This is a genomic window from Roseateles sp. P5_E8, assembly GCF_054177665.1.
Genome location: NZ_JBGCUM010000092.1, coordinates 1 through 11,889, shown reverse-complemented (window position 1 = coordinate 11,889; position 11,889 = coordinate 1). Strand labels below are relative to the sequence as shown.

General features: G+C 69.4%; 10 protein-coding genes and 1 pseudogene. 8 read left to right on the top strand and 3 right to left on the bottom strand.

Annotated features, from left to right (window positions below; translation table 11 throughout):
* The 5 genes from ACXRVZ_RS26655 to ACXRVZ_RS26635 all read left to right on the top strand — a co-directional run.
* On the top strand, window positions 1–1,209 hold a 1,209-nt coding region (locus ACXRVZ_RS26655), incomplete at its 5' end, for a DUF3999 family protein (protein WP_458233051.1).
* A gap of 95 nt (window positions 1,210–1,304) precedes the next feature.
* Window positions 1,305–2,591, top strand: a complete 1,287-nt coding sequence (gene eno, locus ACXRVZ_RS26650; RefSeq protein WP_458233050.1) for a phosphopyruvate hydratase — start codon at window positions 1,305–1,307, stop codon at window positions 2,589–2,591.
* 35 nt (window positions 2,592–2,626) lie between these two features.
* Window positions 2,627–2,887, top strand: coding sequence for a septum formation initiator family protein (locus ACXRVZ_RS26645; protein WP_457426530.1), 261 nt, complete (start codon window positions 2,627–2,629; stop codon window positions 2,885–2,887).
* On the top strand, window positions 2,887–3,498 hold the full coding sequence (pnuC, locus tag ACXRVZ_RS26640) for a nicotinamide riboside transporter PnuC (protein ID WP_457426528.1): 612 nt from the start codon (window positions 2,887–2,889) through the stop codon (window positions 3,496–3,498). The genes ACXRVZ_RS26645 and pnuC overlap by 1 nt, the downstream gene beginning before the upstream one ends.
* Complete coding sequence (locus tag ACXRVZ_RS26635; protein ID WP_457426526.1) at window positions 3,495–4,013, top strand: AAA family ATPase; 519 nt, start codon at window positions 3,495–3,497, stop codon at window positions 4,011–4,013. Before pnuC ends, ACXRVZ_RS26635 begins: the two co-directional genes overlap by 4 nt.
* Here ACXRVZ_RS26635 and ACXRVZ_RS26630 read toward each other — a convergent pair.
* The 3 genes from ACXRVZ_RS26630 to ACXRVZ_RS26620 all read right to left on the bottom strand — a co-directional run bounded on the left by ACXRVZ_RS26630 (window position 3,992) and on the right by ACXRVZ_RS26620 (window position 9,112).
* Window positions 3,992–7,510 carry a hypothetical protein gene (locus ACXRVZ_RS26630; RefSeq protein ID WP_458233049.1) on the bottom strand — a complete coding sequence of 1,173 codons (3,519 nt, stop codon included), beginning with the start codon at window positions 7,508–7,510 and terminating at the stop codon, window positions 3,992–3,994. The two genes, ACXRVZ_RS26635 and ACXRVZ_RS26630, sit on opposite strands and share 22 nt — an antisense overlap.
* A gap of 121 nt (window positions 7,511–7,631) precedes the next feature.
* On the bottom strand, window positions 7,632–8,591 hold the full coding sequence (hslO, locus tag ACXRVZ_RS26625; protein WP_457426763.1) for an Hsp33 family molecular chaperone HslO: 960 nt from the start codon (window positions 8,589–8,591) through the stop codon (window positions 7,632–7,634).
* Window positions 8,588–9,112, bottom strand: coding sequence for a gamma carbonic anhydrase family protein (locus tag ACXRVZ_RS26620; protein WP_457426765.1), 525 nt, complete (start codon window positions 9,110–9,112; stop codon window positions 8,588–8,590). Before ACXRVZ_RS26620 ends, hslO begins: the two co-directional genes overlap by 4 nt.
* Window positions 9,113–9,218: 106 nt before the next feature.
* Between ACXRVZ_RS26620 and ACXRVZ_RS26615 the strand changes: the two genes are divergently transcribed.
* The 3 genes and pseudogenes from ACXRVZ_RS26615 to ACXRVZ_RS26605 form a co-directional block, all read left to right on the top strand.
* Complete coding sequence (locus ACXRVZ_RS26615; protein ID WP_457426767.1) at window positions 9,219–10,097, top strand: hypothetical protein; 879 nt, start codon at window positions 9,219–9,221, stop codon at window positions 10,095–10,097.
* A gap of 3 nt (window positions 10,098–10,100) precedes the next feature.
* The gene (locus ACXRVZ_RS26610) at window positions 10,101–10,910 is read left to right on the top strand and encodes a ferritin-like domain-containing protein (RefSeq protein WP_457426769.1); all 810 of its coding nucleotides are present in this window, start codon (window positions 10,101–10,103) and stop codon (window positions 10,908–10,910) included.
* A pseudogene (locus ACXRVZ_RS26605) lies at window positions 10,907–11,889 on the top strand (prolyl oligopeptidase family serine peptidase); the annotation flags it as partial. The gene ACXRVZ_RS26610 and the pseudogene ACXRVZ_RS26605, both read left to right, overlap by 4 nt.

Genomic DNA, 11,889 nt, shown 5'->3' with positions numbered 1-11,889 from the left:
GTGCCGTACCGCGCTCCCGTCCAGGTCACCCAGCCCGCGCCCTTCCTGACGCTGGACGCCGGCGCCGAGGCCTGGCAGCACAGCCTGGGCAGCGACCTGGGCGACTGGCAGTTGCTGGATGCACAAGGCCGGCGCGTGCCCTTCGCACTGCTGCCGGACAACAGCTTCACGGTTCCGCCCGAGCGCGAGCTGAAGCTGTTCGCGTTGCCGCCAGCGCCCCAGCCGGCCTCGGCGCCGCCGAACAAGGCGCCGGCCGGCTGGCTGCTGGACCTGGGCGAGCCCGCCCGCTGGCCTGCCGAGCCGCAGCAGCTGCGCCTGCGCTGGCCCGCCGACGCGCCGCCCTTCCAGGCTGGCTATCGGCTCGAAACCAGTGGCGACCTGCAGGCCTGGCGCTTCCTCGGCACCGGCCAGCTGCTGGGCCTGCGCAACGCAGACGGCGCGCCCCTGGGCCAGCCGCTTGTGGCCCTGCCCGGCCAGCCGCAGCGCTATCTGCGCCTGGTCTGGGACGATTCGGCCCGCGCCGTGATGCCAGACGGCGCCACGCTGCTGGCCCAGCCCGCCGGTTCGGCGCCGCAGCAGCTCGTTCGTACGGCCACGTTGCCCACGCCAGACGCCGACGGCGGCTGGGTCGTGCCCCTGGGTGGCCCGCAGCCGCTGCTAAGCCTGACACTGTCCGGAAGCCAAGGCACGTGGGTGCTGCCCGTGCAGGTGCAGACCCGCTCCAGCCCGCAGGCCCCTTGGCAGACCATCGCCCGCAGCGTTTTCTACCGCGTCGACCGCGGCGACGCGCCGGCCGACACGGCACCCGCGCTGAGCCTGCCCGTGAGCGCCAGTGAGCTGCGCCTGCTGCCGCCGCGCGGCGCCGCACTGCCGCCCGCCGRGACATTGCGCCTGGGCTGGACCGTGCGCACCGCCCGCCTCGTCTGGGCCGCGCAGGGCGAACCGCCGTTCAGTCTGCAGGTCGGCCAGGTCACGCCCGAGGCCGGCCCGCGTCCGCTGACCGACGTGGTGCCCGACTGGCCGCGCGAGCAATCACGCCTGGGCCAGGCCAGCCTCGGCAGCTTCATCGCCCAAGCCGAACCGGCCGCGCCCGCCCTGCCACCGCGTCGCCTGTTGCTGTGGGCCGTGCTCGGCCTGGGCGTCGCTGCACTCGCCGCCGTGACGTGGCGGCTGTGGCGGCAGGGGCCGACCGACCATGCCAGCACTTAAACTCGCGCGCCGCACCGGCCGATTGATGTGACGCGGTAACGCCCGCTTGGCACACTGCATCCGCCCCGAATTTTTCACTTTCCTGGAGACACTGAATGAGCGCCATCGTTGACATCGTCGGTCGAGAAATCCTCGACAGCCGCGGCAATCCCACCGTCGAATGCGACGTGCTGCTGGAGTCCGGCGTCATGGGTCGCGCGGCCGTGCCGTCGGGCGCGTCCACCGGTTCGCGCGAAGCCATCGAGCTGCGCGACGGCGACAAGAGCCGCTACCTGGGCAAGGGCGTGCTGAAGGCCGTCGAGCACATCAACACGGAGATCAGCGAAGCCGTGCTGGGCCTGGACGCCTCCGAGCAGGCCTTCCTGGACAAGACGCTGATCGACCTGGACGGCACCGAGAACAAGAGCCGCCTGGGCGCCAACGCGATGCTGGCCGTGTCCATGGCCGTGGCCCGCGCCGCGGCTGAAGAGTCGGGCCTGCCGCTGTACCGCTACTTCGGCGGCATGAACGGCTGCCAGCTGCCCGTGCCGATGATGAACGTCATCAACGGCGGCGCCCACGCCAACAATTCGCTGGACCTGCAGGAGCTGATGATCGTCCCCGTGGGCGCACCGAGCTTCCGCGAAGCGCTGCGCTGGGGTGCCGAGGTCTTCCACGCGCTGAAGAAGATCCTGCATGACAAGGGCATCTCCACCGCCGTGGGCGACGAAGGCGGTTTCGCGCCCAGCGTCGAAAGCCATGAGGCTGCCATCCAGCTGATCCTGCAGGCCATCGACAAAGCCGGCTATCGCGCCGGTGAGCAGATCGCCATCGCCCTGGACTGCGCCGCCAGCGAGTTCTACAAGGACGGCAAGTACSTSCTCGAAGGCGAAGGCGGCATCCAGCTGACGGCCCAGGAATGGACCGACATGCTGGCCACCTGGGTCGACAAGTACCCCATCATCTCCATCGAAGACGGCATGGCCGAAGGCGACTGGGACGGCTGGAAGATCCTGACCGACCGCCTGGGCAAGAACGTGCAGATCGTCGGCGACGACCTGTTCGTGACCAACACCAAGATCCTGCAAGAGGGCATCGACAAGGGCATCGCCAATTCGATCCTGATCAAGATCAACCAGATCGGCACGCTGACCGAAACCTTCGCCGCCATCGAGATGGCCAAGCGCGCGGGCTACACCGCCGTCATCTCGCACCGCTCGGGCGAGACCGAGGACAGCACCATCTCCGACATCGCCGTCGGCCTGAATGCCGGCCAGATCAAGACCGGCTCGCTGTCGCGCTCGGACCGCATGGCCAAGTACAACCAGCTGCTGCGCATCGAAGAGGACCTGGGCGACGTGGCGGTCTACCCCGGCCGCGCTGCCTTCTACAACCTGCGCTGAGCTTGAAGGTCTTAGCCCTGGTCCTGGCGGTCTTTTTGATCGCCATCCAGGCCCAACTTTGGGTGGGCCGGGGCAGCCTTCCGTACGTGGCTCATCTCCGGGAGGAGGTGGCCGATGCGCGGGCCGAGAACGACAAGGCCCGCGCGCGTAATGCCCAGCTGCAGGCCGAGCTGCGCGATCTGCGCGAAGGCCTGGAGATGGTGGAAGAGAAGGCCCGCTTCGAGCTCGGCATGATCAAGTCCGACGAGGTCTTCGTGCCTGTCGCGACAAGCCCTGCGTCGAGCGTCAGGCGCTGATGCTCGCCACCCTGTGGGCGGCGCTGCTTGCGCCGGCTTTCTCCGCCTTCGGCAGCCCCATCTCCTGGTTGGAGCTGGTCGCCTTCGTGCTGGCTGTGTGGATGGTCATCTGCAATATGCGGGTGAATCTGCTGGCATGGCCGTTAGCCCTGGTCAGCTCGCTGATGTATTTCGCGCTGTTCTGGGACGGCAAGCTGTACGGCGAGGCCGGGCTGCAACTCGTGTTCTCCGCGTTGGCCGTCTGGGGCTGGTGGCAATGGCGCTTTGGTCGCACCCGCGAGGGCGAAACCTTGAAGGTGCGCCGCCTGGGCCTGCAAGGGCTGCTTCCGCCCGTGCTGCTGACGCTGGGCGCATGGCCGCTGCTGGGACTTTTCCTGGCCACGGCTACCGATTCGCCGCTGCCCTACTGGGACGCCTTCCCCACCGTCGCCAGCCTGCTGGGCCAGTGGCTGCTGGCGCGCAAGTACGAGGAGAACTGGCCGACCTGGATCGTCGTCAACGTCGTCAGCGTTGTGCTGTTCGGGTTCAAAGGCTATTGGCTGACGGTGATCCTCTATGCCGGCTTCATTCCGATGAGCGTGATCGGCTGGCGCGCCTGGAGAAAGGCGTGAGCCGTCTCGTCACGTTGCTCGGAGCCGAGTGCACCGGCAAGTCCACGTTGACCGAGGTGCTGGCGGCGCACTTCAACGCCGGCCTTGTCACCGAATATCTGCGCGAGTGGTGCGACGCCCACGGCCGCACGCCGCTGCAGCACGAGCARGCCCACATCGCCGCCGAGCAGGCCGCGCGCATAGCAGCCGCCGCGCGCCAGCATGAGCTGGTGATCTGCGACACCACGCCCCTCATCACGGCGCTGTGCAGCCAGCACTACTTCAACGACGACTCGCTGCTGGCCCAGGCCCTGGCCTTTCAGCGGCGCTGCGATGTGACCTTGCTCTGTGCGCCCGACCTGCCCTGGCAGGCCGACGGCATCCAGCGTGACGGCCCGGCCGTGCGGCAGGCCTTCGACGCCCGGCTGCGCGCCGCGCTGTCGGCCGGCGGCATCGCCTGGGTGGACATCGCCGGCAGCGATGCCGACCGCCAGGCCACCGCGATGGCAGCCGTTCAGCGACCGAGCAACAGGTAGTCGAACAGCTGCGTACCGCCCGCGCCGCCCAGCGGCACGAGCATGGCCTTGAGCAGCGGCTGGTCGAAGAAGGACGCGAAGGCGCCCTGCTGGTTGTTCTCGACCTGCGCGATCAAGCGCTTGAAGGGCTCGACGAGATCGCTCAGCGGCTTGCCGCTGCCGGCCAGCCAGCGCAAGTCGGCCTGCATGGACTCCAGCGCGCGCTTGCGCGTGGCCTCGGCGGACTGCTTGAGCAAAAAGGTCAGCCCGATCAGCGCCGCCACGTAGAAGCACACGCCCACGGCGATGGCCGGCGTCAGCGCCCAGTTGTCGAACAAGCGGCTGCGCGCCACCACCAGCAGCGCCAGCACGACGAAGGGGCCGATGACCAGCCGCGCGACCGGCGCGCTGCGGCGTGCCACGACCTGCACGTCGATCCAGTCGTCCAGCAGCGTGTGCATTGCAAAGCCGCCGCCGCTCTTGCTGCGCTCCTCGGGCCGGGCGCAGAAGCGCTGCGCCCACAGCGCCTGCTGTTCCTCGCCAAGCGAGCGGGAGAACATCTCGATGGTCGTGTCCGGGTAGAAGCTGCGCCCGGCGTTCAGGTGGCGCACGAAGCGCACCAGCAGCACGATGGCATCGGCCACTGCGACGATGAGCAGCGGCAGCATCAGCAGGATGACGTAGAGCGTGGCCTTGACGATCTGGCGATGCTCGTCGCCGCGCACCGGCACCTCGGGGATCTGGCCCTCCGACAGGCCCAGGTACATCAGGCCGACGAGGCTGACCGTCAGCACGAACCACACCAGCACGCGCGCCGCGCGCGGCCGCGCCTCGCCGCGCTCGCCGTACTCCTGCCAGAGCTTGTCGAAGTCGCAGCTGTAGCCCACGCCGGGCTTCCAGAACAGCACGCTGACGTGCTCGAACCAGCCCCGCACCAACTCGCGCATGTTGCTGCGCACGACCGGCTGCGGCACGGGGCGCGGCAGGCGCAGCCAGTCGGAGTCCTGGCGCAGCAGGTGCAGCGTGCAGGCCCAGGCCCAGTCCAACGTCCAGAAGATGGCGAACAGCGCCAGCAGGTGGATGAGGTGGGACGGCCAGGCGCTGACGCCCTCCAGCCAGGCCACCGGCTCGCAGGTGCTGCAGGCGCCCGTGCCGCGCCAGCCGGCGGCGGGCCAGGCCAGCCACAGCCACACGCCGGCCACCATCAGCAGCACGACGAGGTGCAGCCTGTCCACGCCGGCCGCCTGATCGGGCGGCGCCGGCTGCTCGCGCCGCGCCGACAGCAGCGCCGGCAGCACGGCCAGCAGCGCACCGAAGGCGGCCAGGCTGGCCAGCAGCAGGGCGTGGATGAAGTCCAGCCGGCTGGGCAGCACGAACTCGATGAGGCTGGCCAGCACGTAGGAGAACAGCCCCGCGTGCAAGGCCACCAGCACGATGGCCGTCATGTCCATCTGCGGCTGGTTGTCCAGTGTCGGCTCGCGCAGGAAGACGCGCCGCGCCTGCTTGATGGCCGGCGTGGACGGCCAGACCAGCAGCATCGTGCCGGTGATCGCGATCATCAGCACGGCCACGAAGATGCGCCCCGCGTTGTTGAGCGCCGGCCGCGCGTCCAGCGCATAACCCGCCAAGGGCACGGCGTTGCTGCGGCCGATCTCGTAGAGCGAGGGGTTGAGCAGGGCCAGGTCCAGCGCGGCACGCTCGCGCTGCTTGCAGGCCTCGTCGCGGCAGCCGGCACGGCGGGCGGCGGCGTAGGTGCTGGTCTGGTAGATATCGCGCAGCGGCGGCGTGCCGGCCTGCAGGTCGACGGCTTCGGGGCCGGCCTTCTCCTCCTGCTGCGGCGGCGGATAGAAGGACAGCGGCAGGCTGCTGGCGACCACGAGGTTGCGCGTGAAGGCCTGGGTGCGCGGGTGCAGGTAGCGCGCGTCCATGTCCGTCGTGAAGAACATCTTGTCGGAGAAGCCCTCGTGCAAGGCCTGCAGCACGAGCAGCTTGTCGTGCACGTCATTGGCGAAGATGCCGATGGCGCCAATGGGTGGCAGCTCCGGGTTGGTCTCGCTGCGCTTGAGGTCGGCGCCCAGCCGGCGCAGGTAGTCGAGCTGGTCACGGCTCTCGGGCCATTCCAGCATCTGCGTGCTCTTGCTGGTGGTGGGCGCCGTCGTCTCGCGGGAGGTCACGCCGTCCAGGCCGCGGAAGAAATACACCACTTCGAGCTGAAGCCTGTCCTGTCCGCCCTGCCCCAGCCGATGCTTCAGTTCGGCCACCAGCGACTGCGCGTAGAGCGAATCCCGCTCGGCGACGACGATGACGCGGCGCCGGCTCTCCGTCGACAGGCGCAGGCGGATCTCGGCGTCCAGCTTGCGGATCAGCTCGCCGTCGTTGCCCACGGTGCGCTGCAGCAGCACCGGGCGGTTCTCGCCGGTGATGCGGCCGAACTGCTCGGTGACGAAGGCATCCAGGTCCTGCTTGTTCAGCTCGGCCAGCATGCGGTTGGGGGCCGTCGAGGCCGAGTTGTAGAACTCCGCACGCGACAGCAGCCGGTAGCCCTCGAGCACGTCGGGCGCCAGGCCCAGGCTGTCCTGCGTGCCGGGCGTGGCGCAGCGTGCGGCCGCGGCCGAGGCGGCAGTGCTGCGGTCGGCCGCGCAGCGCAGGTCGGCCAGGGCCTGGCGCAGCGCGTCGGTGGACGAGGGGCCGATGACGGCCAGGCTGGGCTGGCCGCCCTCCTTGAACTTGAAGCTGGCAAAGCCACGCGCCTTCTCGCCCATCAGCTGCGCCGTCAGCCGGGCCAGCGCGTCCAGCTTGCGGCTGGGCAGCGCGTTCTCATCCACCCACAGCACGGCCACCTGGGCGTAGCGGGCGCTCGCGCGGCCCGGCCTGTCGCGGGGGCCGGTGCGCTGCGACAGCAGCTCGTAGGGCACGACGAAGGGTGCGCGTGCCTTGACCGGGGAGCTCGCCGCCGAGGCGGGCGCAGAGACGGGTGCAATAGCGGCCTGGGGCTGGGCCGCTTCCAGCAGGTCGAACTCCAGCAGGCTCAGGCGCTCGGCGTTGTCGGGCACATAGTCCATGGCCAGCAGGCCCGCCAGCGCGGCATAGCGCACGCGGCGGCGCGCCTCCTCCGCGCCGACGAAGTCAGCCCCCGGCAGCAGGCCCAGCACGACCAGGGTGTCGTCCAGGCGCTGGTCGTGGTCGCGGTCCAGCTTGGCGAGCATGTTGCGCGGGTCGCGCGCCTCGGCCATGCGGTCCAGGCAGTCCACGTCCATATCGCGGGAGGCTTGCTTGCGAAAGCGCTCGCAGCGCTCGGAGCGTTCGGTCTCGTAGCGGCGCAGCGCGGCGAAGGGGTCTTCCCAGAGCCGGGCGTTGACTTCCAGCTCCGGGTCCAGCGGCGCCTGGGCGCGCGGCTTCTCGGCCGGGCGCAACGGCTCGAAGGCATGGGGCACCAGCTGGGTGCTGGCCACAAACGCCACCAACACCGCCGCGCTCGCCCACGGAAAACCACCCAAGCCGCCTTTGGCATCCGCCATCGCCCGCTCCTGGCCCGTGCGAAAACGGGCAGCCGCCCAAGGTCTCAGCTTGACGCGGCGGCGTCAATCACCAGGACGGTGCGCGTCCTCAGAAGGCATGAGGGGCGTTGCGCTGCGGCGACTACTGGAGCGTGGCCCCGCCGCCCTCGGGCTGATGGCTGGCCGGTGCGAACAGCACGCCCACGTCCACCGCATCGAAGCGGTAGTGCTGGCCGCAGAAGTCGCAGCTGATCTCGATCTCGCCACGCTCGGCCAGCACGCTGTCGGCCTCCTCGCGGCCCAGGCCGCGCAGCATTTGGCTGACGCGTTCGCGCGAGCAGGTGCAGGCGAAGCGCGGCGCCTGCGGCTCGAAACGCGTCACCGTCTCCTCCCAGAACAGGCGGCGCAGGATGGTGTCGGCGTCCAGCGTCAGCAGTTCCTCGGCCGTCAGCGTGGCGGCCAGGATGCTGATGCGGTTGAAGCCTTCGGACAGGCCGATGTCGTCCTCATTGCGCTTGTTCTCCAAGTTGCCCTCGCCCTGGATGGGCAGGCGCTGGATCAGCAGGCCGGCGGCGATGTCGCCATTGGCGGCCAGCACGAGCTTGGTGTCCAGTTGCTCGGACTGCAGCATGTAGTGCTCCAGCACCTCGCTCATCTTCTGCAGCGGCTCGCGCTGGTCGCCGTGCAGCGGCACCACGCCCTGGTAGGGCTGCTGGCCGGGGAACTTGTCCTTGGGGTCGAGCGTGATGGCACAGCGGCCCTGGCCGCGCAGGTTGACCATGGCCTCCAGCGTCGCGCCGGGCTCGACCGTGCCGACGCACTTGGCCGTGGCGCGAAAGCTCAGGTCGGGCTGCGCCTCGGCCACGGCCAGCTTGACAGGGCCGTCGCCCATCACCTGCAACACCAGCGCGCCGTTGAACTTGATGTTGGCCTGCATCAGCACGGCTGCGGCGCTCATCTCGCCGAGCATGTCGCGCAGCTCGGGTGGGTATTCCTGCCCGGGTTCACGGCGGCTCAGCACCTCGCGCCAGGCGTCGGTCAGCCGCACCAACATGCCGCGCACCGGCAGGCCGTCAAACAGAAACTTGTGCAATTCACTCATCGGATTCTTTTCAAGCCGACCGCGTAACGGCGGCCGTTGTTCACGTAATGGGCCGCACTGGCCTTGAGGCCGGCGATCTGCTCCTCGGTCAGCTGGCGCACGACCTTGGCCGGCGCGCCAACGATGAGGCTGCCGTCCGGAAATTCCTTGCCCTCGGTCACCAGCGCGCCCGCGCCGACGATGCAGTTGCGGCCGATGCGCGCGCCATTCAAGACCACGGCGCCGATGCCGATGAGGCTTTCGTCACCCACCGTGCAGCCATGCAGCATGACCTGGTGGCCCACGGTCACGTTTTCGCCGATGACCAACGGAAAACCGTGGTCGGCATGCAGCACCGAGCCGTCCTGGATGTTGCTGCCGGCGCCAATGGTCAGCGTGTCGCTGTCGCCGCGCAGCACGGCGTTGAACCAGACGCTCGCGCCTTCGCCCAGCGTGACGCGGCCGATGACCTCGGCGCTGTCGGCCACGAAGGCCGACTCGGCCACGTCGGGAACATGCTCGTCGAGCTGGTAGACCGCCATCGCATCGCCCCTTGTTGTTGGCCCAGCGGGCGAAGCCGCGATTTTACGAGGCGGGCATGCCCTTGAACGGTGCTTAAATCGCGGCCAAACAAGAGAAACCCAGCCCTTGACGCTTCATCGTTTCCTGATTGCTGGCCTGCTGCTGGCCGCCGGCCTGTGCGCTGCCGCGCCGCCGATGGTGGTGACGCTGCGGCAGCCCGCCAGCGCCACCGATCCGCGCGACACCTATCCGCGCGCCTTGATCCGCCTGGCACTGGACAAGACCGTCGCCTCCCACGGCCCCTACACCATCCAGTACTCGCCGCGCATGAACGACCAGCGTGCGCGGCTCAGCGCCGAGCAAGCGCTCTACCCCGGGTTCCTGACCGTCATCGTGCCGCGCTCGGACGGCAGCTCAGACGCTCTCGTGCCGGTGCGCTTTCCACTGCATCTGGGCATGGCCGGCTATCGGGTGTGCTTCGTCTCGCCGAAGGCGCAGGCCGCGGTGGCCAAGGTGCGAACGCTGGATGAACTGCGCCGCTTCACGATCGCGCAAGGCGTGGGCTGGAGGGACGTGCCAATCCTGCGCGCCAACGGCTTCAAGGTCGAGGAGTTCACGGACTACGAGGCGATGTTCAAGATGGTGGCCCAGAGCCGCTTCGACCTGTTCTGCCGCAGCGTGGTGGAGGTGCGCAAGGAGGTCGAGTCGCACGCCGACCTGGCCGATCTGCGCCTGGACAACGGCTTCGCCCTCGTCTACGACCTGCCGCAGTTCTTCTACACCCACCGTGACAACCACGAACTCGCCGAGCGGCTCACGCAAGGCCTGGAGATGGCCTACGCTGACGGCTCGCTGCTGGCGCTGTTCCGCAGTCACATGCAGGCCTCGATACGCTTTGCCGACCTGCCCAAGCGGCGCATCTTCCGGCTCAAGACACCGCCCATCGTCGGCATCGACTTCGACTACAAGCGCTACGACATCGACCTGACGCGCGAGTTGCGCTGAAGCATGGAACTCCGCTCCCTCGCCCTGGATCTGCTGCTCATCCAAGACCCCGCCGCCAAGGCCGCCACCACGCTGGGCCTTGATGCCACGCTGACCATGGACACGCAGGCCCGGCTCACCGAACCGCCCGGCATCCCCGGCCGGCCGGCGCGCCCGCGCCTCGTCGAGCACATCAAGCTCAAGGGCCCGTCGCTGCGCACGCCGGAAGGCATCGCGGCGCTGGTGCATGCCATCGCCCACATCGAGTTCAACGCCATCAACCTCGCGCTGGACGTGTGCTGGCGATTCGCCGGCATGCCCGAGTCCTTCTACCGCGACTGGCTGCGCATCGCCCAGGAAGAGGCCAAGCACTTCACGCTGCTGCGCGAGCACCTGCTGGGCCTGGGTTTCGACTACGGCAACTTCGACGCCCACAACGCGCTGTGGGACATGGCCGAGCGCACCAAGCACGACCTACTTGCCCGCATCGCCCTGGTGCCGCGCACGCTGGAGGCGCGTGGGCTGGACGCCTCGCCGGCGGTCAAACGCAAGCTCGTCGGCGCCGGCGACAAACGCGCCGGCGAGATCCTGGACGTCATCCTGCACGACGAGATCGGCCATGTGCTGGCGGGCAACCGCTGGTACCGCTTCCTGTGCGAGCAACGCGGCCTGGACCCGATCGCCACCTACGTCGAGCTCGCGAGCAAATACCAGGCGCCCAGGCTGCGCGCGCCCTTCAATCTCGAAGCCCGCCGCGCCGCCGGTTTCGACGAGGCGGAGCTGGCCGCGCTGACAGAATCCGTCGCTCCCGCCATCCCGGAAAGCCGCCGATGAAACTCCTGCCCTCCTGCCTGGCCGGCCTGCTGGCTATCGCGGCGCTGTGCACCGCCGCCCAGCCGGTTGCGCGTGTTGAGCCGGTCGAGGACCGCCATTTCGGCGAGACCGTCGTCGACCGCTACCGCTGGATGGAGAACGACAAGGACGCCGACTGGCTGCCTTTCATGAAGGCGCAGAACGCTCACACCCGCAGCGTCATCGACGCGCTGCCGGGGCGGCCGGCGCTGCTGCAGCGCATCCAGCAGCTGTCGGGCGACGCGGTCGCCACGTCGGCGCTGCAGCGGGCCGGCAAGCGGCTGTTCTTCCAGCAGCGCCCGGCCGGCAGCAACAACTTCAAGCTGTTCGTGCGCGAGAACGGCAAGGACCGCGTGCTCGTCGACCCGACCGCGCTGGACACCGCGGACAGCCATGTCTCGCTCGACTGGTGGCGCGCCTCGCCCGACGGCAGCCGGCTGGCCTACGGCCTGTCCAAGGATGGCAGCGAGAACTCGACGCTGCACATCCTGGACGTGGCCAGCGGCCAGGTGCTGCCCGAGCGCATTGCCAACACGCAGTACGCCGAGCCGCAGTGGCTGCCCGACAGCAGCGGCCTGTTCTACAACCAGCTGACCGGCAAGCTGGACACGCCGCAGCGCTACCTCGATTCCCGCGCGCGCTTTCACCGCGTCGGCACGCCGGTGGAGCGCGACCCGGTGCTCGTCGCCCGCGGGCTGGACGCCAAGCTGGCCTTCGACGATATCCAGGCGCCCTACCTGCTGACCGCCCCGGGCAGCGACCGCGCGGTGCTGCTGCTGGCCGACATCCGCCGCGAGCGCCGCGTGCTGACCGCCCCGCTCGCCGACGTGCTGCGCGGCCAGGCCCGCTGGCAGCCTGTGGCCGATTTCGCCGACGAGGTGACCGACGTCGAGCTGGACGGCGACCGCCTCTACCTGCTGGCCAACCGTGGCCACCCGCGCGGCCGCGTGCTGGTCACGTC

Excerpts from the sequence above, each read along its gene's own strand:
- hslO (WP_457426763.1), bottom strand. The coding sequence starts at position 8,591 with ATGAGTGAATTGCACAAGTTTCTGTTTGACGGCCTGCCGGTGCGCGGC.
- ACXRVZ_RS26620 (WP_457426765.1), bottom strand. The coding sequence starts at position 9,112 with ATGGCGGTCTACCAGCTCGACGAGCATGTTCCCGACGTGGCCGAGTCG.
- ACXRVZ_RS26610 (WP_457426769.1), top strand. The coding sequence starts at position 10,101 with ATGGAACTCCGCTCCCTCGCCCTGGATCTGCTGCTCATCCAAGACCCC.
- ACXRVZ_RS26630 (WP_458233049.1), bottom strand. The coding sequence starts at position 7,510 with ATGGCGGATGCCAAAGGCGGCTTGGGTGGTTTTCCGTGGGCGAGCGCG.
- pnuC (WP_457426528.1), top strand. The coding sequence starts at position 2,887 with ATGCTCGCCACCCTGTGGGCGGCGCTGCTTGCGCCGGCTTTCTCCGCC.